This window comes from Novosphingobium sp. 32-60-15 (assembly GCF_002280675.1).
Lineage (GTDB): Bacteria > Pseudomonadota > Alphaproteobacteria > Sphingomonadales > Sphingomonadaceae > Novosphingobium.
Genome location: NZ_NCEN01000020.1, coordinates 1 through 24,599, shown reverse-complemented (window position 1 = coordinate 24,599; position 24,599 = coordinate 1). Strand labels below are relative to the sequence as shown.

Genomic DNA, 24,599 nt, shown 5'->3' with positions numbered 1-24,599 from the left:
AACGGGCAACCGCTACGATCCATCAACCGAAAAACCCGGCCCGCCCCCGCGCGGTGCCGGGTTTTTTGCGTCTATACCGGCTCTGCCTGCGATCCTCGCCCGCCGCGCAGATGGTATTCCAGCGTCCCGCAATGCAGGGCATCATCCACATCAATGACCGCCGTATTGGCATAAGTGAACCCCGGCCCCAGCGCTCTATAAAGCCGGTCAAAATCGCGCTCTACGGTCTGGTGGTAAAGGTCAGAGAAACTTTCGATCACGAAGTAAGTCGGTTGCAGATCATCGATCACGTAATCGGTCCGCATCACCCGATCGACATTGAGCATGATCCGGTTGGGCGACCCGGCCTCCAGCGCAAACACCGCCTCACGCGGGCCGGACAGGATACCCGCACCATAAGCGCGCAATCCGCCCGCCTCCTGCACCAGCCCGAACTCCACCGTGTACCAGTAAAGCGCGCCCAGCGCCTTTAACCGGTTGTGATGCATCGCCTTCCATCCGGCGCGGCCATATTCCTGCATGTAATCGGCATATGTCGGGTCCGTCAACATTGGCACGTGGCCGAACACATCATGGAACACATCGGGTTCTTGCACATAATCAAAGCTGTCACGCGTGCGGATGAAATTGCCCGCAGGGAACCGGCGGTTGGCAAGGTGCCAGAAAAATACGTGATCCGGAATCAGCATCGGCACCGGCACCACGCTCCAGCCTGTCAGCGCGTCCAGCGCAGACGATAGCTGCGCAAAGTCGGGCACCCCGCCCCGCCCCAGATCAAGCCGCTCCAGCCCTTGCAGAAAGGCGGTGCAGGCCCTTCCCGGCAACACGTCCAGTTGGCGCGCATACAGCGCATCCCAGATCGCATGCTCTTCGCCGTTATAGCGGGTCTGCGCAGGCTCAAGCCAATCCTCGCCAACATGATCGGGACGGCGCAACGGTGCAGTATAAACGCCATCGGGCATTTTGGGCAGGCAGGTGTAATCGAAGGGCACAGGCGCGTTCGCTTGATATGGTTTCCAATGCAACCAATATCATGCAAAACCGGTGCGGGCAAATGACGCTTTGCATGACTGCGCGCTTGACTTTGCCCTGATTCTACACCAACTGCCCGCCCACATGACGGCGGCGTGGCGACGCGCCGCCACATTCGTTTCAGAATCGCGCGCGAAAAGTTCAGGATAGAGCAATGGCAAAGCCAACCACCGTCAAGATCCGTCTGGTCTCGACCGCAGACACCGGCTTCTTCTACGTAACCAAGAAGAATCCCCGGAACACGACCGAGAAGATGACCTTCCGCAAATACGATCCCGTCGTGCGCAAGCATGTCGAGTTCAAGGAAGCCAAGATCAAGTAAGCGCGCTTTTGCGCCCTTTCCCGTCTGAACCGCCATTCCATTCAGGAACCCGGCGGTTCACGGCGAGTTCAACGCCGACACTGCAAGGAACGGCGATGAACATGATTTTGACCACATTCCGCAAAATGGGCCGCCCTTTGGTGGCCCTTTTGCTTGTCCTCGGCACAGCGGGCGCTGTCATTGCGCCTGGGGCTGTATCGGCACAAGCGACCTCCCCTGAAATTGACCGTGCGGTGGCCGCTTTGCGCGGCATTTCCACGCTGAAAGCCAACTTCGTCCAGACCGACCGGTCGGGCCAGAACACCTCTGGCGCCTTGACGATGAAGCGCCCGGGCAAGATCCGCTTCCAGTACCAAAAGGGCGTGCCCCTGCTGATCGTGGGCGATGGCAAAGCGCTGACCATGGTCGATTATCAGGTCCGCCAGGTGCAACGCTGGCCCATCGGCAACAGCCCGCTGGGTGCTTTGTTGAACCCCAGCAAAGACGTTGCGCGTTTTGCCAAATTGCTTCCCACCGGTGATCCCGGCGTGATCAGCCTGCAAGTGCGCGATCCCAAGCATCCCGAATATGGCACGATCACGATGATCTTCGTGCGCAGCGCTGCAGCTCCGGGCGGATTGCAACTCGATTCGTGGGTCGCGCTCGATTCGCAGAACAAACGCACGACGATCCGCCTGTCTGGCCACCAGTACGGCATCGCGGTGGACGACAAGACCTTCAACTGGACCGACCCGCGCCGCCCGACCACACGCTGAATCGCCGTACCTATTTATTTTTGCCGTCACCCCGGGCTTGAGCCGGGACGACGTATGGCGAGTGACGCAGCCAACGTGATTCGAGCACCTATCAGCCCCGTCACAACCCGTCGCCCGTCCGCCTCGCCTCACCCGCCAAGCGTGCCTTTGATGCGACAACTTGCGACAAGCCTGTCAGCCTTGTTCATCCAAGGGCAAGCGACAGAGGCCTATTACAAATCTCGACGCAGCGGTTGAGACAGGTTTCCCCCCTGTTGCCGGTCTCCAATAAACCGCCAAGTCAGCGTGACGAACGCAAATGGAACCCTCGGACCAATGCCCCCGGTCCGGGGGTTTTCATGTTCTGGGCATTCGTCACCCCTATATCCCATCTAGCAATCGCCCACCCGCAACCCTAAAGCCCTTGGCATGATCTCTATTGCCACTTGGAACATCAATTCGGTCCGCTTGCGCGCCGATCAGGTCGAACGCTTTCTTTTGCAGGAAGCGCCTGATGTGCTGTGCTTGCAGGAGATCAAGACGCCGGAGAACCTGTTTCCGCACGAAGTGTTTGAAAAGCTGGGCTATACCCACCGCGCAGTGCATGGGCAGAAGGGCTATCACGGCGTGGCCACGGTCAGCCGCATACCGTTTCGCGATTTTAGCAAGCATGACTGGCAAGACAATGGCGAGGCACGGCATATTGGCGTTGAGTTGACTGGACCGGGTAAGGGGCTGATCGTCGAGAACGTCTATATCCCCGCAGGCGGCGATGTCGCCGACCGCGACGTGAACGCCAAGTTCGGCCAGAAGCTGGATTTCCTTGAACGCATGACGCGCTGGGCCGAGAAGATCGAGCGCCCCACGCTGATCGTCGGCGATTTCAACATCGCGCCGCTGGAATGCGACGTTTACAATCACAAGGCGCTGCTCAAAGTCGTCAGCCACACCCCGCTTGAGGTTGAAACGCTGCAACGCTTTGCCGATGCGCATGGCTGGGTGGACCTTGGCCGCAAGCATATCCCCGCGCCGGAACGCAATTATTCGTGGTGGTCGTACCGCTCCTATTGGCGCGCGAAGGACCAAGGGCGGCGGCTGGATCACATGTGGGCCTCGCCAGAAGCGGCAGCGCAAACGCGCGGACACCGGTTTGTCGAGGAAACGCGCAAATGGGAGCAGCCTTCGGACCATATCCCGCTGATCACCGAGATCGACCTTTGAGCCGGTCGCGCAACGTCGCTTTGGCGCTTGACGCCCTGCGCCATGGCTGGGCGATCCGCGTCACCGGCAAGGACGGCGAACTTGATCTGCTGCCTGCCGAAACCGCATTCGTGCAACCCGGTATTTACGCAGCGCGCCTGCTGATATCCGACGCCCGTGCCGCCACGCTGAAGCTGGCGAACCAGCGCGATGCCGCCGTGCCGGAAGCACCCGTGCTGATTCGCGGGGCCGAGCCGTTCAGCCTCTCTGCCGCGCGTAACCTTGCCGATCCCGCCCAAGACCTTGGCAGCCCCATGCGCGGGCCCTTCAAAGCCGACCCGATCGAACCGGTTGAAGCGGCCACTGCGGCGATGGAACTGGCGCGGTTGGCAGGTATCCTGCCCGCGTTCATGGTCTCGACCGGCATTGAAACCGCCGCCGAAGTGTCTGCCGCTGATCTGGCGCAGTTCAAAGATCCACTGAACCTGACCATCCAGGCACGCGCCCGCTTGCCTGTCCATGCTTGCGAACATGCCGAAATAGTCGCCTTCCGCGCGCGTGACGATCTGCGCGAACACGTCGCGCTTGTCATCGGCACGCAAACCAGCGAGCGTGATCCGCTGGTACGTCTCCACAGCGAATGCCTGACCGGTGACGTGCTGGGCAGCCTCAAATGCGATTGTGGCCCGCAGCTTGACGCAGCGCTATCCCAGATGGCGCAGGAGGCCAATGCAGGCGGCTGGGGCGTCCTCTTGTACTTGCGGCAGGAAGGCCGCGGGATCGGCCTTGTGAACAAGCTGCGCGCCTATGAATTGCAGGATCAGGGCTTTGATACGGTCGATGCCAACGAACGGCTTGGCCTGCCCAGCGAAGCGCGCGATTTTCCGGTGGCGGCGCGGATGCTGGACTTGCTCGGCGTGAACCGCCTGCGCCTGTTGACCAACAATCCGCAAAAGGTGGCCACCTTGCAGGAACTGGGCGTGGAGGTGACCGAACGCGTGGCGCACCAGCTTCCCGCCAACCCTCACAACCAGCGCTATCTCGATACCAAGCGCGACCGCACCGGGCACTTGCTGCGTTAGCGTTTGTCGAAGCGCGTAAGGCCGCTGCCCAGAGCATTGCCGCCGATGGCCAAAGGATCGCCAGACCAATCGGCTACGAATGCGGACGAACGGCTGATGCCCGGTGCAAAGCGTGCGTTGTTCCCGGCGATGGAAAGGCCTGCCGAACTGTGCACCCGGCCCTCTGCTGCCACCGCGATGAAGGCACTGTAGTTTTCCTTGTCGCGCCCTTGCACGAACACGTTGTCGGCAATGCGGCCTGTCGCGCCTGCTGGCACGTCGATCATGTAATTGGTGGTGGAACCCGCTGTATCGTCAAAGCTTGATTCGGTGACTTCGATCCGGCCTGCACGGCTTTTGACATAGTGGCCGCCGCGCCCCGCCTCAAACCGGCTGCGGCGTATCGTGACACTGCCATAATCACCGAAATAAACCGAATGCGCACACGACAACCCGCGGTCACAGCGGCCCAACCGCGAGAACGTGGACTTTTCGATCAGGACGGCAGCAGTGGGATCATCGGCGGACAGGATGCCCTGTTCACTATCGCGGAACCACGATTGGCGCACGGTCAGGTTGCCGCGCTCCAACCGGATGCCAGAGCCGTTGGCATCGGGGACGGTGATGTTCTGGAAGATCAATCCCTCAACCCGGGTGGACCGACCGCGCGCGACGATGGTGGCCTTGCCTTCGCAGGCCGCACCATCGAACACCGTCTGGCCGGCCACTTGCGCCACAAACCCGACATCGCCCGCCACCTGAACCGCGCAATCGCGATAAGTGCCGGATTCGATACGGATCGTGCCCGTACCCTCACCAATCGCGTTCACCGCTTCTTGCAGCGCGGCAAAGCTGCGCCCGGATTCGATCACGGTATAGGGTGCGCGCGCGCCTTGTGCCCATAGCGCCGAGGCAGGAATGGCGGCGATCATGCCGATGGCGGCAAGCGCAGGCTTAAAGGCTTTGGGGGTGTTCATCATGCGCTATCCGCTCCGATTATCTGCCGCAGAAGATAGCGCGCAATGATTTACAGGCAGTTGCCGTAGCTGATCAAATCGATCCGGCGTTCAGGGTGGGTTGCGCATCGCGTTCCCCGCACAGCACGACCATCAGGTTCGACACCAGAACGGCGCGCTGCGTAGGGTTCAATTCTACCACGCCCTTTTCCGACAACTGGTTCAACGCCAGTTCGACCATCGAAACCGCGCCTTCCACCAGTTTGCGCCGTGCCGAAATGACCGCTTCGGCCTGTTGGCGGCGCAACATGGCACCTGCAATTTCAGGGGCATAGGCAAGGTGCGTCAGCCCGCATTCGTCCACGGTAATGCCTGCCAGCACCAGCCGCGCATTAAGTTCGGTGCGCAATTCGGCGTTGATCTGGTCGTGATTGCCACGCAGCGTCACTTCCATGTGTTCAATGTCGTCATAGGGATAACGCGAACCGATGGAACGCACCGCGCTTTCGATCTGGACGAAGACAAACGCCTTGTAATCATCGACATCGTACAGTGCTTGCGCCGTATCGGATACGCGCCACACCACGTTGCAGGCAATCTCGATAGGATTGCCGCGCAGATCGTTGACCTTCAACTTTTCGGACACGACGTTGTTGGCGCGCACCGAAATGCGGGTCTTGCTCATCCACGGCCACACCCAGCGCAAACCGTGGCTGCGATCCGTGCCGCGATAGGAACCGAACATGGTGATTGCGGCGGCCTGATTGGGCTGGATAATGTAAAAACCCTTGGCAATCAGGATAAAACCGATTGGCCCCAGAATCATGCCAAGCAGATAGCCCAGGATATCGCCATCGGAGACATTCCCGGCTGCAATCCCCATGAAACGCGCCGCCGTCAGCACGAACAGGGCAATGAGGATAACCAGCATAAGATAGCCACTGGTTGTCCAGGCAGGCGTTTCTTTGCTTGATGTGTGCATGTCAGTCATCAATGTACCCCCCAAGGTCGTCCCCGAACGTATAGCAGATTCCCTGGTAGCAACAAAAAGTTGCGATTTTGACCTTGTCATGCCGATGAACTTGGCCCATTTTAATCAAGCGGACCGGGCCCCTCTGGCGCGGCGATGATGCCTACATTGGCAATCGCTGCGTGATGTCGGACCGCATCGGGTAATGCCGATGTCTTGTGGTCCGGGTTCTGTTCCTTCCCCCAGCCTTATGGCCCAAGCTGCCGACATACCTGATCGTTGCAACACGCTTCGATAGGGAGCTTTAAATGTCCGACCGTTACTTCACCTTGCTTGAACGCCACCAGAAACTGGACGAGGCGCTGCGCCTTGCCCGCCGCAAACGCTGGGTGGACCCGTTTGAAATTGCGCGGATCAAGAAGCTCAAGCTGGTGGTAAAAGACCGCCTTTCCCCCATGTTTCCTCGCAAATCAGCAATCAACTAAACAGAGGAACGCCGCCCGCGCTGGTGCATTGGCATCGGTGTGGGCCGGTTGATGGAGATGCGTGATGGAATTTCTTTTCGCCGACTGGCTGATCTCTGATTGGCTGGGCACGCCTGCCTGGTTCTGGCTTGCCTTTATGGGGCTGGTGGTTCTGCTGACCGCCTTTGACCTTGGCGTCCTGCATAAAGAGGACAAAGCCATGGGCATTGGTGAATCGCTGCGGCTGACGGCGTTTTACATCACCATCGCGCTGGCATTCGGTGCCTGGGTCTGGGCTGAAAAGGGCGCGGATCTCGGGATGAAATACTACACGGGCTTCTTCATCGAAAAGGCGCTGTCGATCGACAACGTGTTCGTGATCAGCCTGATTTTCACCTTCTTCGCGATCCCCGCAAAGTACCAGTATCGCGCGCTGTTGTGGGGCATCATTGCGGTGATCTTCCTGCGTGGCGGGATGATTGCGGGCGGTGCTGCGCTGGTCGAGCGGGCCTATTGGGTATTGTATATTTTCGCCGCGTTTCTGGTGTTTACCGGCATCAAGATGTTCTTCACATCGGATCATGATCCCGACATCGGCAACAATGCGGCGGTGCGCTGGATCAGCCGCCACATGCGCGTAACCAAGGAACTGCACGACCAGCACTTCTTCGTGAAAGTGACTGATCCCAAGACCGGAAAACTGGTCAATGCCGCAACGCCGCTGTTTCTGGCGCTGGTCGTTATCAATCTGGCCGACCTCGTGTTCGCAGTGGATTCGGTTCCGGCGATCTTCGCGATCACCACCGATACCTTTGTCGTTTACACGTCAAACATCATGGCAATTCTGGGCCTGCGCGCGCTCTATTTCGCCCTGGCCGCGATGATCGACCGCTTCGCTTACCTCAAATACGCACTGGCTGCGGTGCTGGTGTTCATCGGATCGAAGATCTTCGTGTCCGACTTCCTGTTGGGCGGAGACAAGTTCCCGCCGGTGATGAGCCTGCTGGTAACGATTGCCCTGATCGCAGGCGGCGTGGTGTTCTCGCTGTGGAAAACGCGGGGACAAGCGCCGAAAGATATGACCGAAGCGTAAGCCTTGTGCTCCTCGGTTAAAAAGAGTGTTTCGCGCAGAGGCGCAGAGGAAGCAGAGACAGTTGCGGACGTGCAAAGCGTCGGGAACAACTGCGACGCTTTGAACACCTCGGGCTCTGCCGGATCTCTTCAAGACTCCGCGCTCTCTGCTTCCTCTGCGTCTCTGCGCGAAACCTGTTCTTAAAACTGCCGGATCACCTCAAGGAACCTGTGGCCATAGGCCTCCAGCTTGCGGCCGCCCACACCACCAATCTGGCCCAGTTCTGCAAGGTTGGCAGGTCGCGTTCCGGCCATTTCGCGCAAAACAGAATCGTGAAAGATCACATAAGGCGGCAGCCCCGCCTCGCGCGCCATATCGCGGCGCAGGGACCGCAGCGCATCGAACAGCGGATCGCCCACGGGATTGAACGCAGCACCCGGAGACGCGCGGCGGCGGCTGGTGCGCTCCTTTTTGGGGACGACCACCAGCGGCACTTCGGCCTCACCCTTCAGGATCGCGCGCGAATCACCGCCCAGTGCCAGCCCGCCATGTTCAGTGGCAACCAGCGCACCGCGCGCCTGCAACGCGCGCGCAAGCGGGCGCAGCAGCGGCGCTTCATCCGCGGTGACAATGCCGAACACCGAAAGCTGGTCATGGCCGCGCTGGGTGATGCGTTCATCCGCGACACCCGTCAGCACTTTTTCCAGATAGCCGAAACCGAACGATTGTCCGGTGCGATAGACCGCCGACAGCAGCTTTCGCGCCACATGGGTGCCATCGGTAATGCCCGGAGCTTCAAGGCAATTATCGCAATTGCCGCACTTTTCCGGCGGGTCTTCGCCAAAGTGGCGCAGCAGGATGGCGCGGCGGCAGTGCGGCGTTTCCACCAGCATCGCCAGCGCATCAATCCGTGTGCGTTCACCCGCACGGCGGTGCTCCTCTACCTCGGCCACACGCTGGCGGGCGCGGACAAAGTCTTCGGCACCCCACAGCATGACGGCCACCGCAGGGTCACCATCGCGGCCCGCGCGGCCGGTCTCCTGATAATAGGCCTCGATCGATTTGGGGCAGGCGGCATGGGCCACAAAGCGCACGTCGGGCTTATCAATGCCCATGCCGAACGCCACCGTGGCAACCATCACCATGTCTTCAGACGCCACAAATGCCGCCTGATTGCCCGCGCGCACCTGCGGATCAAGCCCCGCGTGATAGGGCAGAACCCGGCGATGACCGGTGCTCAATTGCCCGGCCAGCTTCTCCACTTGCGCGCGGGTGGGAGCATAGACGATGCCGGGTCCGGGATGCTCCTCCATCAATTGCTTGATCTGGCGCAAGGGGTTGTCACGCGGGCGGATGGCATAGCGGATATTGGGCCGGTCAAACCCCGAAACGATCAGGCCTTCAGCCGGAATGCCCAGTTGTTCAAGGATATCGGCGCGGGTGTGACGGTCTGCCGTTGCCGTCAGCGCCAGCCGCGCGACATCCGGAAAGGCGTCCATCATCGGACGCAACAACCGGTAATCGGGGCGGAAATCGTGGCCCCATTCCGAAACGCAGTGTGCCTCGTCAATCGCGAACAGCGAGATCCGCCCGCGCGAAAGCAGATCACGGAAATGCTGCTGGCTGGCGCGTTCGGGCGCCACATAGAGCAGATCAAGCTCGCCATGCGCAAAGCGCGCAATCGTCTCGTCGCGGTTGGTATCAACGCTCGTGAGCGTGGCGGCCCGGATGCCGTTGGCGGTGGCGGCGCGTAATTGATCGTGCATCAGCGCGATCAGCGGCGAGACAACAACGCAGGTGCCCTCCATCATCACCGCAGGCAATTGATAAGTCAGCGATTTGCCAGCACCAGTGGGCATCACCGCCAGCGTTGATTGTCCCGCCAGCACGCGATCCACGACAAGGTTCTGCACCCCGCGAAACGCCGGAAAGCCGAACACCGCATGAAGCGCCTCCTGGGCATCGGCATAAACGGGCGGCGGCGGTGCGGCGGGCCGGGGTGGCGCAACCTCGTCGTCATCAGGAAAGCCCGAAAAGATACCTTCGGCAAAGGCATCGTCGGGGGGAAAGTCGAGGTCGTAGGGGTCGTCGCCAGCAGTCACGTCCGGCTCTATGCCAGATCACACGCGCCAAGCAAAACCCGGATCACCCCAAAATAATGTGAAGCCGGCTGATCCGCGACGTCAGGATGCGCCACTGTCCGGCATCCTTGCGATAAGTCTCGTGATAATGGCCCATGCCGTGCAGCACCACATTCGTGCCGGTGATGTCCCAGATCTGGTCTTCCATCGCGATAACGCCGCGCGCTTGCGTGTCGGAAAGCACTTCGATTTCATGGCAATGGCCGTGATGCACAGTGCGTAACGGAGCAACCGCCGCCTCGACAAAGGCCGCAATAGCATCACCCCCGGTATGCACCCATTGCGCAAGATCCTCAGCCGGTTCAATGCTGAGCGAACAACTGGCATCGAACGTCGCATCATCGGCAAAGACAGCGCGCAGACCGACGAAATCCTTGGTGTCCATGCAACGGAAATAGCGCGCTTTAAGCTGCTTGATCTCTTCAATGGCGATCAGGCGGGTGACGGGATCTAACTGGGCCACCTTGGTATCCTCTTGTTATGGTTTCCCACACCCTAGATCACCGTTTGACCGCAGATGCCTGTCACTTGTGCGAGAGGGGCGCAATTGTGAGTTACCGCTTAACCATGATGGCGCTCCGTCATTACGCACGGGTGAGCCTTAATCGCCCATTGGGCACATTGCCGCACCATTGCAGATATTGCGGGGACCCTTCCCGCGGGGAACGGGAGACGAGTCGATGGGCTTTGAAATGCGGGCTGCGTTCGTAAAGCGCGAAGAATGCAAAGCTGCCTGGGAAAGCGAAGCTGAATTTTCCGAAATGGCGCGCGTGCTGAAATCGCTCGCCGCCGAACTGGGGCAGGATACCGACGCAGCAATTGACGAACTGGCCCACCACGGCCTTGGCGCGGCGCTGGGCGTTCTGGCCGGACAAGCGGGCGGTGATGTCGAAGCTGACTACTTGCGCCAGCGCGCGCAATCGCGCATTGCAGCCAGCGGCATGCAATAAGCCATGCTATTCCCGCTGGTGCGGGGATGACGACGCTGGGGTGGTAGGCCTGCGACGTCCGGTGTGGTGGCTTGTGGAGGGCCACCGCACCATTTTGACAAACTTTCTGGTTCAATCCAGGTTGGGGCGCAGCCAGCGTTCCATTGTGGGCACATCCATGCCGCGTCGGCCGGCATAATCTTCCAACTGGTCGCGCCCGATGGTGGCAACGCCGAAATACTGGCTTTCGGGATGCGCAAAGTAGAACCCTGATACCGCCGAAGTAGGCAGCATCGCCTGCGATTCGGTCAAGGTGATGCCCGCCGTGTTGGTTGCATCCAGCAGATCGAACAGGATCGGCTTCAATGTATGATCGGGGCATGCGGGATAACCCGGCGCAGGGCGGATGCCACGATACTGTTCGCGGATCAGCGCTTCGTTGGTCAGCTGTTCGCCGGGCGCATAGGCCCACAGCGTGGTACGGACATACTGGTGCAGGCGCTCGGCAAAGGCTTCGGCAAAACGGTCTGCCAAGGCTTTCAGGAGAATGTCGGAATAGTCATCATTGTCCGCCTTGAAGCGGGCAAGGTGTTCATCAATGCCATGAATACCCACGGCAAATCCGCCCAGCCAATCGCCCGCCGGATCGATGAAATCTGCCAGACAGAAGTTCGCCCGATCACGGCTTTTGATCACTTGCTGGCGCAGGAATGGCAGGCGAACCGATAGTTCATCATCATTCGGGTGCAGCACCACGTCGTCACCGTGGCGCGCGCAGGGCCAGAACTGGACGACGCCCTTGGCGGTCAGCCACTTTTCGCTGACGATCTTTTCCAGCATGGCGCGGGCATCGGCATAAAGCCCGCGCGCAGATTCGCCAATCACCTCGTCTTCAAGGATAGAAGGCCAGTTTCCGGCCAGTTCCCACGCGCGGAAGAACGGCGTCCAGTCGAAGCAATCGACCAGATCATCCAGATCCCAGTCTTCAAACACATGCCGCCCCGGCTGTTCCGGCGGCGGTGCCTTTTCGGAAAAGTCGGGCGCATAGGCATTCAGCCGCGCATCTTCGAGGCTGAGCAGCTTGCTCATCCCCTTACCCGCGCGCGCATCACGCACATGCTGGTATTCAGCCGCCGTCGCCTTGATAAACGGTTCGGCCTGCGTATCTGACAGCAGTTGCGAGGCAACGCCCACCGCACGGCTGGCATCCAGCACGTGCACGACTGCGCCTTCATAAGCCTGATCGATGCGCAGCGCGGTGTGAACTTTGCTGGTGGTCGCCCCGCCGATGAGCAGCGGGATGGTCATGCCCGCCCGCTGCATTTCTTCGGCAACAGTCACCATTTCATCCAGCGACGGCGTAATCAGGCCGGACAAGCCGATGATATCCACGCCTTCCTTCTGCGCCGTATCAAGGATGGTTGACCACGGCACCATCACGCCAAGGTCAATCACTTCATAGCCGTTACACTGCAGCACCACGCCAACGATGTTCTTGCCGATATCGTGTACGTCACCCTTGACCGTGGCCATGATGATCTTGCCCTTGGCCTTGGCCCCGGGCTGTTTGGCCGCTTCGATATAGGGGATGAGGTGCGCGACGGCCTTCTTCATCACACGCGCGGATTTCACCACTTGCGGCAGGAACATCTTGCCCGATCCGAACAGATCGCCAACCGTGTTCATGCCTTCCATCAGCGGGCCTTCGATCACCTCGATGGGCCTGCCGCCACGCGCATCAATCGCCGCGCGGGCTTCTTCGGTATCTTCGACGATATAGGCGTCGATGCCCTTGACCAGCGCATGTTCAAGACGGCGCACCACGTCCCAGCCGCGCCATTCCTCGGCGGCTTTTTCGGCCACCACGTCCTTGCCCTTGTAGCTTTCGGCAAGCTCGATCAGCCGCTCGGTCGCGGTCAGGTCACCACCCGCTGCGGGCTTGCGGTCAAGCACCACGTCTTCGCAGGCCTCGCGCAAAACAGGGTCGATCTGGTCATAGATGTCCAGTTGCCCTGCGTTGACTATGGCCATGTCCATGCCCGCCGGAATCGCGTGATAGAGGAACACCGAATGCATCGCGCGGCGCACGATTTCGTTGCCACGGAACGAGAATGACAAGTTGGAAAGCCCGCCCGAAATGTGGACGTGCGGGCAGCGCGCCTTGATCTCGGCAGTGGCTTCGATAAAGTCCAGACCATAGCGGTCATGCTCTTCGATGCCGGTGGCAACTGCAAATACGTTGGGGTCAAAGATGATGTCTTCGGGCGGAAAACCGATGCCGGTCAGCAGCTTGTAAGCGCGGGCGCAGATTTCAACCTTGCGCTCCTTGGTATCGGCCTGCCCCTTTTCGTCAAACGCCATCACGACCACTGCCGCGCCATAATCCATGCACTTGCGCGCGTGGGTCAGGAACGCTTCCTCGCCCTCCTTCATGCTGATCGAATTGACGATGGGCTTGCCCGAAACGCATTTCAGACCGGCTTCGATCACGTCCCATTTGGAACTGTCGATCATGATCGGCACGCGCGCGATATCCGGTTCTGCCGCGATCAGTTTAAGGTACGTGGTCATCGCCTCGACCGCGTCGAGCAAGCCCTCGTCCATATTGACGTCGATTACTTGCGCGCCGTTTTCCACCTGCTGGCGCGCGACTTCGACCGCGCGGGTGTAGTCGCCCGCAAGGATGAGTTTCTTGAACGCGGCAGAGCCGGTGACGTTGGTGCGTTCACCGACATTGACGAAGCGCGAGCCGGATGGGGTAGAGGCGGTGGTGTTCATTTTTTGCTCTCAAGCCCCTCCTCTTCAGGGGAGGGGTTGGGGTGGGGGTTCTCATGCAAGCGCAAGGTATGGGGATAGCCCCCACCCCTGCCCCTCCCCTGAAGGGGAGGGGGAACAAGTCAGGCCGCCATGATGAACGGCTCTAATCCGGCCAGCCGCGTTGCGGTTTCGGGCACCGGCAGCTTGCGCGGGGGTAACCCTGCAACCGCCTGTGCCATCGCCGCGATATGCGCTGGCGTCGAACCACAGCAACCGCCCAGAATATTCACCTGTCCATGATCGGCCCATTCCTTGACGAGGCCCGCCGTGGTGGCGGGCATTTCGTCATATTCACCCAGTTCGTTGGGCAGGCCAGCATTGGGATAGACCATGATCAGTGTATCGGCGATTTCCGACAATGACTTCACATGCGGGCGCAACTGTGTGGCCCCGAACGAGCAGTTAAGCCCGATGGTCACCGGCTTGGCATGGCGCACGGCATACCAGAACGCCTCGACCGTATGGCCCGAAAGGTTGCGGCCCGAAAGATCGGTCAGCGTCATCGAAAGCATGATCGGGATTTCGCGGCCAAGCGCTTGTTCCACATGGCGAACCGCCATGATCCCGGCCTTGGCGTTCAGCGTATCGAACACGGTTTCGATCAGGATGAAATCCGCACCGCCTTCAACCAGCGCATGGACCTGCTCGGCATAGACATCCACCATGCCGTCCCAATCCACCTCGCGGAAACCCGGGTCATTCACGTCGGGCGAAAGCGACAGAGTCTTGTTGGTCGGGCCGATGGCCCCTGCCACAAAGCGCGGACGCCCGTCCTTGGCAGTGAATTCATCGGCCACGCGGCGAGCGAGCCTAGCCGATTCTACGTTGATTTCACGCACGAGATGTTCGGCGGCGTAATCGGCCTGGCTGATGCGGTTGGCGCTGAAAGTATTGGTTTCGGCGATGTCTGCGCCCGCTGCAAAATAGGCGCGGTGGATGGATTCGGGCACTTCGGGCTTGGTCAGCGCGAGGATATCGTTGTTGCCCTTCTGGTCCTTGGCAAGGCCCAGCGTTCCCGCATAGTCGGCTTCGGACAGCTTGAAGTTCTGGATCTCGGTGCCGAATGCGCCGTCAGTAATCAGAATGCGCTGCTTGGCCTGTTCCAGCAAAGCGGTGCGCGCCGTGGAAGGAGCGAGTGTCATGCGGCTTTCTCCAGCCCAGGGCGTGTCGGGCGAAGGCCAAGCAAGTGGCAGATCGCGTAAGACAGTTCAGCGCGGTTGAGGGTGTAGAAGTGGAAATCGCGGACGCCACCGGCATAGAGGCGGCGGCAAAACTCAGCGGCGATAGTGGCGGCAACAAGCTGGCGCGATCCGGGATGCGTATCCAGCCCTTCGAACAGGCCATCCATCCACGCCGGGATTGCAGCACCGCACGCAGCGGCAAATTTGCGGGTTTGCGCCACGTTCGAAACGGGCAGAATGCCGGGAAGAACCGGCGCATCGATACCGGCGGCCGCCAGCTTGTCACGGAACCGGAAGAAGGTTTCGGGCTCGAAGAAGAACTGGCTGATCGCGCGGGTCGCGCCTGCGTCCAGCTTGCGCTTCAGATTGTCGATATCGGCCTGGTGGCTGGGCGAATCCGGATGCGATTCAGGATAGGCCGCGACCGAGATTTCGAACGGCGCAATGCCTTTCAGCCCCGCAACCAGTTCTGCCGCATTGGCATAACCATCGGGGTGCGGGGTAAACGGCACGCCGGGAGCGCCCATATCGCCGCGCAGCGCCACGATGTGCCGCACGCCTGCTTCCCAATAGCTTTCTGCCACTTCGCGGATTTCAGCCTTTGTAGCATCAACGCAGGTCAGGTGCGCGGCGGCGGGAAGTTTGGCTTCCTTGATGATCCGCGCCACGGTGCCGTGGGTGCGATCGCGGGTTGATCCGCCTGCGCCGTAGGTCACCGAAACGAAATGAGGTTCCAGCGGGGCCAGCGTTTCCACCACATCCCACAATTGCGCCATCAGCGCATCGGTCTTGGGCGGGAAAAACTCGAACGAAACGTTGATATCGCCCGGCAGCCCGGCAAACAGTGGGGTATCAAGAGCGGTGCGCGCTTCACGCAACTGGTCGTAGCTGGCGTTCATCTATCAGGTCTTCCGGGCAAGCTGGCGGGGTTCGAATTGGGTAACACTGTCTTCGCGGCGGATGCCGGTCCACAGTTTGACGACGAGTTCATGGCCCGCCAATGCGCGGGTGGCATGCGGGACAAAGCCGCTGTCGAGCAGCATCGCTTCGATCTGCGCATCGGAAAAGCCGAGGCGGGCATGGGCATGCGTCTGGCGCAAATCTTCGCGGTCATGCGCCGCGAAATCAACGATGGCGACGCGGCCTCCGGGGGCGGTGACGCGGGCAGCGCCAGCCAGCACCGCTTCGGGCGCTTGGGCATAATGCAGCACCTGATGCAGCAAGACGGTATCGAAGCTGCGCTGTGTAAACGGCAACTGCGCGAAATCACCCTGCACCAGTTCCACGCTATTAGCAGGCAAATGTTGCAGTCGGGCGCGCGCAATGCGCAGCATATCGGGGCTTTTGTCGAAGGCGACGATGTGCGCGGCATGGGGACCGAACAGTTCGGCGATGCGGCCTGTGCCAGTACCGACATCAAGCAGGCGGCCCAGCGAGCCATTGCCCGCCATCTCCAGCAGCATTTCCGTCAGTGCAGCCTCAACCGGCCCATCGGCGATATGGAGCGAGCGCAGTTCGTCCCATTCTTCGGCGTGGCGCGAGAACCAATCGAGCGCATGGCTCTCGCGCGCGGCACGAATGGCATCAAGATGTTGGCGATCTTCGGCACAACGGCGTCCAAAGGCGGTATCTTCGTGTTCGGCCACCGCCAAAAGACGCGCAATGGCAGCGGCGAGCGGGTTGTCGGAAGCTTCACCAACCGAGCTGCGCAGGAATACCCAGGCACCTTCCTTGCGCCGTTCGGCAAGGCCGCAATCGCACAGGATACGAATATGCCGGGACACGCGTGGCTGGCTTTGGCCGAGCACTTGCGCCACTTCGCCGACCGCCAGTTCCATGCTGGCGAGAAGACGCATGATGCGCAGGCGCGTTGTGTCATCAAGCGCGCGAATGGCGTCGTGTATATTCATGGGCGTAGCCATATAAGGAAACCTTTATATCCGTCAATAGACTTAAAGATGCCTTTATATCAGATGTTAGCGAACGCGTAGAGCCGTGATGCAGGATGCATTTGCCTTCACCGCTACCCGCCGATAATAACGCCTTATGTGTGCCGCAGGAAAGCTTGCGGTTGATGCGTCATTTGGACGCGTTACCCATGAGAGGGAAGTTTCATGAAGAAGTACGCCAGCCTCGCCATCGTTGCCGCAGCCAGCCTTGCGATCACGGCCTGTGGCCGTTCCGACGATGCATCGGAAGCAGCGTCGGAAGACACGGTTGAAATGCCTGCCGATGAACTGCCGCCGATGGAGCCTTCGGCGGCGGCTGCCCCTATGGCACCAGCACCTGATGCATCATCTGCTGCTGATGCCGAAGCCAACGCGGTGCGCGACACGGCCAACAATGCCGCTGCGGTTGCCGCTGCTGTGCAAGCCGCCGAAGCTGAAGGCGATGCCGAGGCAAAGCCTGCTCAATAATTCGACCTGCTCACTAATCGGGTTCAATTGCGGGTGACGATCCGCAAGCGAAAGACACTGACAATGCGCGCCCTGCCCGTTTTTCCTCTGGCCCTTATGCTGGTCGCTTGCAGCGCAAGCGAAGAGGAAAAGCCGGGCGGGGTGACGCAAGACGAGGCCCGCGCTTTGGACGCTGCGGCAGAAATGCTGGATAAGCGCGAATTGCCGGAACTGCCCGAAGCAGAGGTAACGGCTCAGCCTGCGCCAGCGCCCTCGGCGTCCTGATCCAATCTGTTTGAGACAAGCCAGATCCGAATAGCCCCGGCCAGACCGGGCGGGGTCGAGCTGGCGATTCTTTCGACATCGATCCGCGCGACGAGCGCGTTAAGCGGAACGCCTTCGCGCAGGGCGGCACTGCGCAACATATCCCAAAACAAAGGTTCAAGACTGATCGAGGTCTTGTGCCCGGCAATCTCTACCGAGCGTTTGACCGGGGGGTGATAGGGTATGGTCATGACAAGGCGGGGCAGCATGAGGCGGGGCAGGCACACTGGCACCTGCCCCGCACCATCAGTACATGTGCTGTCCGCCGTTCAGCGACATGGTCGAACCCGTGACAAAAGCGCCGTCATCGGCGGTAAGGAAAGCGACGCCGCGCGCGATTTCGTCGGCATGACCAAGTCGGCCGACCGGAACCTTGGCGACAATCTTTTCCAGGACTGCCGGGGGAACTGCCGCAACCATGTCGGTATCGATATATCCCGGCGCAATTGCGTTGACAGTTACGCCGAACTTTGCGCCTTCCTGCGCCAAAGCCTTGGTAAAGCCGTGGATCCCGGACTTTGCTGCGGCATAGTTGACCTGACCGTACTGGCCGGACTGACCGTTTACCGAACCGATGTTGACGATGCGGCCCCATCCGCGTTCGCGCATGCCGGGAAATGTTGCCTTGGCCATGTTGAAGCAACCGCCAAGATTGATGCGCATGACCTCGTTCCAGTCATCGAAGCTCATCTTGTGGAGCACGCCATCGCGGGTGATGCCGGCATTGTTCACGACAATGTCGATTGGTCCGACTTCAGCGGCGATACGCGCACAGCCTTCAAGCGTTGCTTCATGATCCCCAACATCAAAGCGGTAAGCGGGAATTCCGGTTTCGGCAGTGAAAGCGCGAGCCTTTTCCTCGTTCCCGGCGTAATTGGCCACCACCGTGCGTCCTTGCGCTTTTAATGCAAGACAGATGGCTTGGCCGATCCCGCGGCTACCACCGGTGACGACTGCAACTCGCGTCATAGTATTGCTCCCAATATTCCCGTTTGAGGGCCTATCGTAAGTCGATGAACGCAAAGCTACAAGTTATAGAATGGCTTATGCTGCAGGTGCAGCACCGAATTGGTGCATAGCAGCAAATTGAAACTGCGGCCTTTTATTAAAAGCGGAACTGTGTTCCGACATAGACCGCCTGATTATCTTGCTTGCCATCTGTAAGTGGCAGAATACGATCACGTTCCGGCGAATAGCGCACACCGGCGGTGACATTCAGATTGCGGGTCAGGCGATAGCTTCCGCCAAGATCGAGCTGGTAATCACCCTGCCCCTCAAGGGTGCGTGGCGCACGGCCCGCACGATCACGGCCATCCATTTCAACCCGCGGGGCAAAGCGTGACGGGGCCGAAGGTGCGGATGCAACCGGCTTAAGCTTTGCAAGATCGGGCATCTCGATCCGCTGCAGGTCAAGAAGCGATGATGACGAAGGTGCAGCAAAGCTGGCAAAGCCGCGTGCCATTCCCAGATTGTAAGCCACCGGCGCGATACGCACCGGCGAAGCGCCCGCCTGTGCAGCGCCATCAGCCAATGTGCTGCGTACCGAGAAAGCACGCGCGCTTTGCGAATCAAGACGGACCGCCACGGTGACCGCGCGGTTAGTGCGCGTTTCATTGCCAGCCGGGGTAAAGCGGAACAACCGGCCCGTCTTCAAAGCGCGGACAGTGATTTGCGAAGCCAGCCGTTCATCAACCGAAGCGGGCGTGAACGAGCCGATACCGCCGCGCGCCGCAAGGCTGACCGGCGTTGCATCAAAGCCGCTGGAAAAAGCGCTGCTGACGGTTGGTGCCAAAAGCAGGCCCACGACAACCGAAACGGCCATGGCGACCGGCGCACGCAAGCGGCGGCCCTTGGAGCCTGCTGCGTTTGAACTGTTGCCAATGCCCGTCATGATAAACCTGTTTCGACCCCGAAAAGCGCCGTACTACAACGCTGTTTTCAAACATTCTTTGTCTGGCAAAGCCTGTATGGCCGAGTCTCGCGGAATGTCTCCTATCTCTTCTACTCGCGCGGGATTTAAAATTCTATAGCCCGCACCACATTCCGACTCTTCCTTTGCGAGTGTGGCGAAGACTCCACAGTGCAAAGTGCATTCAGCAAGTGTTCACGGCCGCGGCATGCATTTGCCGCCAAGCCATGCCTGTGCATTCATCGTGCTTGCGGCACGGCGCGCGGGGGTGATAGAGGCCTTTCAAACGCTGTATTGCACGATACGGCCTTGTTTGAACGGAACGGCTTTGCGCCGGTCTGTTGTTCAAGGCCGCCAAGCCAAGGACTGTGACCAAGTGACCAAGACTTTCAAGACCGCGCGCAACACCCGCACTTTGGTCATTCGCGGCATCGTGATCGGGGCCATGGCCCTTCTGGCCACTGGCTGCGGCAAGAAAGAACGGCCCAAGGCAGATCTTGCCGCAAGCCAGGTGACGACCATCGGCGTGAACGCCTATTTGTGGCGCGCCAGCCTTGATGCGCTTTCGTTCATGCCGCTGCTCCAGACAGACAGCAATGGCGGGGTCATCGTGACAGATTGGTACACCAACCCCAAGAACCCCGGCGAGCGGATGAAGGTGACGGTTTCGATCGTTGACAAGGACTTGCGCGCCGATGCCCTGCGCGTTGCCGCCAGCCGCCAGATCTCGACCACCGGCCAATGGGTGGATGCCCCCGTTCAGGCGGTGACCGTGCAAAAGCTGGAAGACATCATCCTGACCAAGGCGCGCGACCTGCGCCGCGCCTCAATCACCGGATAACCCACCTGAAGGCGAATCTTGCGTGTCATGGCTGCTCTGCCTAGAGGAGCGTCCATGACCGCATCTGCCACAACGCCGCCAGCCACTCCCGCGCCAGACCGCTTTGACCCCGCTGTTGCCGACACGCGTTGGCAAAAAGTGTGGGACGATCAGCAATCATTCCGCGCAGATGACGCCAGCACAAAGCCGCGCAGCTTTGTTTTGGAGATGTTCCCCTATCCTTCGGGGCGCATCCACATCGGCCACGTGCGCAATTACACGATGGGCGACGTTCTGGCGCGCTATAAGCGGATGCGTGGCCACGAAGTCCTGCACCCGATGGGCTGGGACGCTTTCGGCATGCCGGCTGAAAACGCTGCGATGGAAAAGGGCGTTCACCCCGGCGGCTGGACGCGCGAAAACATCGCCAACATGAAAGCGCAATTGAAGCGGCTCGGCTTTGCGCTCGATTGGAGCCGCGAGATTGCGACGTGCGAGCCGGAATATTACGGTCACGAACAGGCGCTGTTCCTTGATCTTTACGCAGCAGGCCTGGTTTACCGCAAGGAATCGACGGTCAACTGGGACCCGGTGGATCACACCGTGCTGGCCAACGAACAAGTGATCGACGGGCGCGGCTGGCGGTCGGGCGCGCTGGTGGAAAAGCGCAAGCTGAGCCAGTGGTTCCTCAAGATCACCGACTTTGCTGACGAATTGCTGGAAGGCTTGTCGACGCTGGACAACTGGCCCGAAAAAGTCCGCACGATGCAGGAAAACTGGATCGGCAAAAGCCAAGGTTTGCAGTTCGCGTTCGATCTTTCCAGCGGTGAAAAGCTGGAAGTCTACACCACACGGCCTGATACGATTTTCGGCGCAAGCTTTGTGGCCGTGGCCGCCGATCATCCGGTGGCGCAAGGTGTGGCGGTTGATAATCAAGCCGCGCAAGACTTCATCGCGCTGTGCAAGCAGGGAGGCACGACCGCTGCGGAACTGGAAACCGCCGAAAAGCTGGGCTTCGATACCAAAATTACCGCAAAGCATCCGTTCACCGGCGCGGACCTGCCCGTCTACATCGCCAACTTCGTATTGATGGAATATGGAACCGGCGCGATCATGGCCGTGCCCGGACACGACCAGCGCGATTTCGATTTTGCGACGAAGTACGATCTTCCGATCCTGCGCGTAGTGGCCAGCGACCCTGCCGACGCGGACAAGCCGTTTGGCACAGAAGCCGAGGCGGGCGACGGCGTTCTGGTGAACTCGGACTTCCTTGATGGCATGAGCGTGGCAGACGCCAAGGCTGAGATCATCAACCGCATGCAAGCCGGCGGCTTTGGCGAAGGCAAGACGGTATGGCGCCTGCGCGACTGGGGCGTGTCGCGCCAACGCTATTGGGGTACCCCCATCCCGTTCATCCACTGCGAAGTGTGCGGCGTGGTGCCGGTGCCGAAAAAGCACTTGCCCGTGGTCCTGCCCGAAGACGTAACCTTCGATGTGCCGGGCAATCCGCTCAACCGGCATCCCACATGGAAGCATGTCGATTGCCCGCAATGCGGCCATGCGGCGCGGCGCGAGACCGATACGCTCGATACTTTCGTCGATTCGTCGTGGTATTTCCTGCGCTTTGCCAGCCAGCCCGCCGACCGCCCGTTTGATCCTGAAGAGATCAAGCGCTGGCTGCCGGTGGAACAGTATATCGGCGGCATCGAACACGCGATCCTGCACTTGCTCTACGCCCGCTTCTGGACCCGTGCGCTGGCCCGGATCGGCAAGATCGAGGTGACCGAGCCGTTCGCCAGCCTGTTCACACAAGGCATGGTCACGCATGAGACGTATGAACGGCGCAATCCGGAAAACGGCCAGCCGATCTTCTTTTCACCGGGCGAAGTGGAGCGCACCAGCGAAGGCGCAACGCTGAAGGCCGATGGCGCGGCGGTCGAAGTCGGCCGCGTGATCAAGATGTCCAAGTCCAAGAAAAACGTGGTGGACCCGGACGAGATCGTGGCAAAATACGGCGCGGACGCAATCCGCTGGTTCATGCTGTCCGACAGTCCGCCCGAGCGCGACTTGCCGTGGTCAGAAGCCGGGATCGAAGGTTGCGCACGGTTTGTGCAGCGGTTGTGGCGCTTGTTCGGCCAGCTTGATGCAAGTGCGGTGGGCGAAGACAAATCGCTGGACCGCAAGACGCACCAGATCGTGTTCGCGGTTGCAGGCGACATCGAGGCACTGGGCTTCAACAAGGCCGTGGCGCGCATCTATGAATTGACCGGCGCGATTGAAAAGGCCGCGCCATCGGCCAGCCGCACCGCTGCCATCCGCAGCCTGCTGCTGCTGGCGGCGCCGATGATGCCGCATCTGGCCGAAGAAGCCTTTACGCACCTCAATGCAGGCCTGATTGCCGATGCCGCATGGCCCGAAGTCGATCCCGCGCTGCTGGTCGATGATGAAGTGACCGTTGCCATTCAAGTCAAAGGCAAGCTGCGCGATACGGTGACCGTGGCCAAGGGCACGTCGAAAGAAGAGCTTGAGCGCCTTGCCCTTGCGTCCGAGAAAGTGCAGCGTGCGCTGGAAGGGGCGGAAGTGAAGAAGGTGATCGTTGTGCCTGACCGTCTGGTGAACCTCGTTGCGTAAACGCCTCGCCCTGTTCGCTGCGCTGGCCCTGTTGGGCGGGTGCGGATTGCAGCCGATGTATGCAGGCGGCGGCAGCGGTGGTGTGGCGCGCGCGCTATCCGATGTCAGCGTCGGCCCGATCGAGGGGCAATCAGGCTGGCTGGTGCGCAATGCGCTGACCGACCGCTTGGGGGCAGGCCAGGACAATGGCGCGGCGCGCTACCGGCTCGACATCCGGCTGGATGACAAGGTCGAAGGGCTGGGCCAGTTATCCAATGATACGACCACGCGTGAACGGCGCACCTTGCGCGCACGCTATCAGCTTGTCGATCTGACGACCGGCAATGTCCTGCTGGATGCGACCGCAGGATCGGACGCCGGTTTTGACGTGGTCAACAGCGAATATGCAGTCATCGCGGCCGAACAGACCGCGCTTGAAAATCTGGCACAGGAAGTGGCCGACCAGATTGTGACGCGCGTTTCGGTGCGCATGCGCGACGCAAAATGATGCGGGCGCAGTGAAGCTTACCCAGAAGACATTCCTGTCCGGCGCTGCCAAAGCGGCGCGTGAATGCCGGATTTTCTATTTTTGCGGACCTGATGAAGCAGGCTCAACCGATGCCGCAAACCGGATCGCCAGCCTGTTGGGCGACGCCGAAAAGGTGGAACTGACTGGCGCGGAACTGAAACGTGATCCGGTAAAACTGGCGGATGAGGCGCGGTCGGTTTCGCTGTTTGGCGACAAGCGGATCATCCACATCCGCGCAACCGGCGATGATGCTTTCGATGCCGTAGAGGCGCTGCTGGAAAGCCCGGTTGATGGCTGGCCGGTGTTGATTGTGGCGACATCAGCCACCGACAAATCCCGCATCGCCAAGTTGCTCGACAGCAAGCCGGGCGCGATGGTTGCGATGTTCTATTTGCCCGAACTCAAATCGGTGACCGACGCCGTGCGCGACATGGGTGATGCGGTAGGGGTCAAGCTGAACGGTGCCCTTGCCGAACGCCTCGCCAGATCAACCGGTCTGGATACGCGAATGGCACGAAGCGAGATCGAGAAGCTCGCGCTCTATCTTGATGCAGCACCACACGCGCCGCGTGAAGCCACCGCTGCAGCGCTTGATGAAATTTGCGCGACGAATGAAGATGATAGCTTCATGCCGCTGGTCAATGTGGTGCTGGGCGGGGAAGCGCGCAAATTGCCCGCTGAACTGGCGCGCATGCGCGAGATGGACCTTAATCCGGTTGGCTTGCTGCTGGCTTTTGAACGCCGCGCGGCACAATTGGTGCAGCTGGCAGCGCGCATGGGCGAGCGCGGCGATGTAAGCAGCTTTATGGAACAAGAGGTTGTATCAAAGCGCATTTTCTTCCGGGACCGTGCAGACCTTACCGCGCAATTGCGCCGTTGGCGGGGCGCAAGGCTTGTCCGCTTGACCGAGCGGCTATCAATGCTGCACCGCACCCTTATTTCAGACAACCGCAACAGCGAACTGATGCTGGCACAAGGTTTGGCTGAAATTGCCCGTGCTGCAGTGCGGTAGAGCATTTTACCATTACGCTATTTTAGGCTCAGGACCCATTAAATCGCTTGCGCTGGCGGCGATGGCTTGATTCAATAGCGGCGTTGAGGAGGCGCTGCTTTTGTCGGAACTCTGGTTGTT

Annotated in this window: 25 protein-coding genes; 13 read left to right on the top strand and 12 right to left on the bottom strand. The window is 60.2% G+C overall.

All coding sequences use genetic code 11. The annotated features are described in order from the left end of the window. Nucleotides 1-71 precede the first annotated feature (71 nt). The gene (phhA, locus tag B7Y89_RS13760; protein WP_292939088.1) at nucleotides 72-962 is read right to left on the bottom strand and encodes a phenylalanine 4-monooxygenase; all 891 of its coding nucleotides are present in this window, start codon (nucleotides 960-962) and stop codon (nucleotides 72-74) included. A gap of 224 nt (nucleotides 963-1,186) precedes the next feature. Between phhA and rpmG the strand changes: the two genes are divergently transcribed. From rpmG to ribA, 4 genes are all read left to right on the top strand, one after another. Beyond that, complete coding sequence (gene rpmG / locus B7Y89_RS13755) at nucleotides 1,187-1,354, top strand: 50S ribosomal protein L33 (RefSeq protein ID WP_011446825.1); 168 nt, start codon at nucleotides 1,187-1,189, stop codon at nucleotides 1,352-1,354. A gap of 95 nt (nucleotides 1,355-1,449) precedes the next feature. Continuing rightward, entirely contained in the window at nucleotides 1,450-2,109 is a 660-nt protein-coding gene (locus B7Y89_RS13750) for an outer membrane lipoprotein carrier protein LolA (RefSeq protein WP_292939068.1), read from the top strand. A gap of 408 nt (nucleotides 2,110-2,517) precedes the next feature. Beyond that, nucleotides 2,518-3,309, top strand: coding sequence for an exodeoxyribonuclease III (locus tag B7Y89_RS13745; RefSeq protein WP_292939067.1), 792 nt, complete (start codon nucleotides 2,518-2,520; stop codon nucleotides 3,307-3,309). Further along, the gene (ribA, locus tag B7Y89_RS13740) at nucleotides 3,258-4,370 is read left to right on the top strand and encodes a GTP cyclohydrolase II (RefSeq protein ID WP_292939066.1); all 1,113 of its coding nucleotides are present in this window, start codon (nucleotides 3,258-3,260) and stop codon (nucleotides 4,368-4,370) included. The genes B7Y89_RS13745 and ribA overlap by 52 nt, the downstream gene beginning before the upstream one ends. On the opposite strand, the gene B7Y89_RS13735 is transcribed toward ribA, so the two are convergent. Both B7Y89_RS13735 and B7Y89_RS13730 read right to left on the bottom strand, forming a co-directional pair. After that, nucleotides 4,367-5,329, bottom strand: a complete 963-nt coding sequence (locus B7Y89_RS13735) for a right-handed parallel beta-helix repeat-containing protein (RefSeq protein ID WP_292939065.1) — start codon at nucleotides 5,327-5,329, stop codon at nucleotides 4,367-4,369. The genes ribA and B7Y89_RS13735 overlap by 4 nt on opposite strands. Before the next feature lie 70 nt (nucleotides 5,330-5,399). Beyond that, nucleotides 5,400-6,296 (bottom strand): SPFH domain-containing protein, encoded by an 897-nt coding sequence (locus tag B7Y89_RS13730; RefSeq protein WP_292939064.1) that lies wholly within the window; start codon nucleotides 6,294-6,296, stop codon nucleotides 5,400-5,402. A gap of 287 nt (nucleotides 6,297-6,583) precedes the next feature. Here B7Y89_RS13730 and B7Y89_RS13725 point away from each other — a divergent pair, with 287 nt between their 5' ends. Both B7Y89_RS13725 and B7Y89_RS13720 read left to right on the top strand, forming a co-directional pair. Further along, entirely contained in the window at nucleotides 6,584-6,760 is a 177-nt protein-coding gene (locus B7Y89_RS13725; protein ID WP_292939063.1) for a DUF465 domain-containing protein, read from the top strand. Between the two features lie 64 nt (nucleotides 6,761-6,824). Next, on the top strand, nucleotides 6,825-7,832 hold the full coding sequence (locus B7Y89_RS13720) for a TerC family protein (RefSeq protein WP_292939062.1): 1,008 nt from the start codon (nucleotides 6,825-6,827) through the stop codon (nucleotides 7,830-7,832). Between the two features lie 179 nt (nucleotides 7,833-8,011). On the opposite strand, the gene recQ is transcribed toward B7Y89_RS13720, so the two are convergent. Both recQ and B7Y89_RS13710 read right to left on the bottom strand, forming a co-directional pair. Beyond that, nucleotides 8,012-9,913, bottom strand: a complete 1,902-nt coding sequence (gene recQ, locus B7Y89_RS13715; protein WP_292939061.1) for a DNA helicase RecQ — start codon at nucleotides 9,911-9,913, stop codon at nucleotides 8,012-8,014. A 43-nt stretch (nucleotides 9,914-9,956) separates the two neighbouring features. Then, nucleotides 9,957-10,415 (bottom strand): nuclear transport factor 2 family protein, encoded by a 459-nt coding sequence (locus B7Y89_RS13710; protein WP_292939060.1) that lies wholly within the window; start codon nucleotides 10,413-10,415, stop codon nucleotides 9,957-9,959. Between the two features lie 217 nt (nucleotides 10,416-10,632). Between B7Y89_RS13710 and B7Y89_RS13705 the strand changes: the two genes are divergently transcribed. Further along, nucleotides 10,633-10,902: a hypothetical protein gene (locus B7Y89_RS13705; RefSeq protein WP_292939059.1), complete on the top strand. Its 270-nt coding sequence runs from the start codon at nucleotides 10,633-10,635 to the stop codon at nucleotides 10,900-10,902. Between the two features lie 111 nt (nucleotides 10,903-11,013). Here the strand turns inward: B7Y89_RS13705 and metH are convergent, their stop codons facing one another. The 4 genes from metH to B7Y89_RS13685 all read right to left on the bottom strand — a co-directional run bounded on the left by metH (nucleotide 11,014) and on the right by B7Y89_RS13685 (nucleotide 16,789). After that, nucleotides 11,014-13,659 carry a methionine synthase gene (metH, locus tag B7Y89_RS13700; RefSeq protein WP_292939058.1) on the bottom strand — a complete coding sequence of 882 codons (2,646 nt, stop codon included), beginning with the start codon at nucleotides 13,657-13,659 and terminating at the stop codon, nucleotides 11,014-11,016. 119 nt (nucleotides 13,660-13,778) lie between these two features. Further along, the gene (locus B7Y89_RS13695; protein WP_292939057.1) at nucleotides 13,779-14,840 is read right to left on the bottom strand and encodes a homocysteine S-methyltransferase family protein; all 1,062 of its coding nucleotides are present in this window, start codon (nucleotides 14,838-14,840) and stop codon (nucleotides 13,779-13,781) included. Beyond that, a complete protein-coding gene (gene metF, locus B7Y89_RS13690) occupies nucleotides 14,837-15,778 on the bottom strand; it encodes a methylenetetrahydrofolate reductase [NAD(P)H] (protein WP_292939056.1) in 942 nt (313 codons plus the stop codon). Before metF ends, B7Y89_RS13695 begins: the two co-directional genes overlap by 4 nt. A gap of 3 nt (nucleotides 15,779-15,781) precedes the next feature. Next, nucleotides 15,782-16,789, bottom strand: coding sequence for a metalloregulator ArsR/SmtB family transcription factor (locus B7Y89_RS13685; protein WP_292939055.1), 1,008 nt, complete (start codon nucleotides 16,787-16,789; stop codon nucleotides 15,782-15,784). 204 nt (nucleotides 16,790-16,993) lie between these two features. Here B7Y89_RS13685 and B7Y89_RS13680 point away from each other — a divergent pair, with 204 nt between their 5' ends. Together B7Y89_RS13680 and B7Y89_RS13675 are read left to right on the top strand one after the other, a co-directional pair. After that, the gene (locus tag B7Y89_RS13680) at nucleotides 16,994-17,296 is read left to right on the top strand and encodes a hypothetical protein (protein WP_292939054.1); all 303 of its coding nucleotides are present in this window, start codon (nucleotides 16,994-16,996) and stop codon (nucleotides 17,294-17,296) included. A gap of 63 nt (nucleotides 17,297-17,359) precedes the next feature. Next, entirely contained in the window at nucleotides 17,360-17,560 is a 201-nt protein-coding gene (locus tag B7Y89_RS13675) for a hypothetical protein (protein WP_292939053.1), read from the top strand. Here the strand turns inward: B7Y89_RS13675 and B7Y89_RS13670 are convergent. The 3 genes from B7Y89_RS13670 to B7Y89_RS13660 form a co-directional block, all read right to left on the bottom strand. Beyond that, on the bottom strand, nucleotides 17,530-17,790 hold the full coding sequence (locus B7Y89_RS13670; RefSeq protein ID WP_292939052.1) for a ribbon-helix-helix domain-containing protein: 261 nt from the start codon (nucleotides 17,788-17,790) through the stop codon (nucleotides 17,530-17,532). The two genes, B7Y89_RS13675 and B7Y89_RS13670, sit on opposite strands and share 31 nt — an antisense overlap. A 55-nt stretch (nucleotides 17,791-17,845) precedes the next feature. Then, nucleotides 17,846-18,568, bottom strand: coding sequence for an acetoacetyl-CoA reductase (gene phbB / locus B7Y89_RS13665; protein WP_292939051.1), 723 nt, complete (start codon nucleotides 18,566-18,568; stop codon nucleotides 17,846-17,848). A 136-nt stretch (nucleotides 18,569-18,704) separates the two neighbouring features. Further along, complete coding sequence (locus B7Y89_RS13660; protein WP_292939050.1) at nucleotides 18,705-19,490, bottom strand: hypothetical protein; 786 nt, start codon at nucleotides 19,488-19,490, stop codon at nucleotides 18,705-18,707. A 463-nt stretch (nucleotides 19,491-19,953) separates the two neighbouring features. Between B7Y89_RS13660 and B7Y89_RS13655 the strand changes: the two genes are divergently transcribed. Genes B7Y89_RS13655 through holA form a run of 4 tightly spaced genes read left to right on the top strand, consistent with a single transcriptional unit; the run spans nucleotide 19,954 to nucleotide 24,479 of the window. Next, nucleotides 19,954-20,349 carry a DUF3576 domain-containing protein gene (locus B7Y89_RS13655; RefSeq protein WP_292939087.1) on the top strand — a complete coding sequence of 132 codons (396 nt, stop codon included), beginning with the start codon at nucleotides 19,954-19,956 and terminating at the stop codon, nucleotides 20,347-20,349. A gap of 54 nt (nucleotides 20,350-20,403) precedes the next feature. After that, entirely contained in the window at nucleotides 20,404-22,959 is a 2,556-nt protein-coding gene (gene leuS / locus B7Y89_RS13650; RefSeq protein WP_292939049.1) for a leucine--tRNA ligase, read from the top strand. Further along, nucleotides 22,952-23,446, top strand: coding sequence for an LPS assembly lipoprotein LptE (lptE, locus tag B7Y89_RS13645; protein ID WP_292939048.1), 495 nt, complete (start codon nucleotides 22,952-22,954; stop codon nucleotides 23,444-23,446). The genes leuS and lptE overlap by 8 nt, the downstream gene beginning before the upstream one ends. Nucleotides 23,447-23,456: 10 nt before the next feature. Further along, nucleotides 23,457-24,479 carry a DNA polymerase III subunit delta gene (gene holA / locus B7Y89_RS13640; protein WP_292939047.1) on the top strand — a complete coding sequence of 341 codons (1,023 nt, stop codon included), beginning with the start codon at nucleotides 23,457-23,459 and terminating at the stop codon, nucleotides 24,477-24,479. The last annotated feature ends 120 nt before the right edge of the window (nucleotides 24,480-24,599 follow it).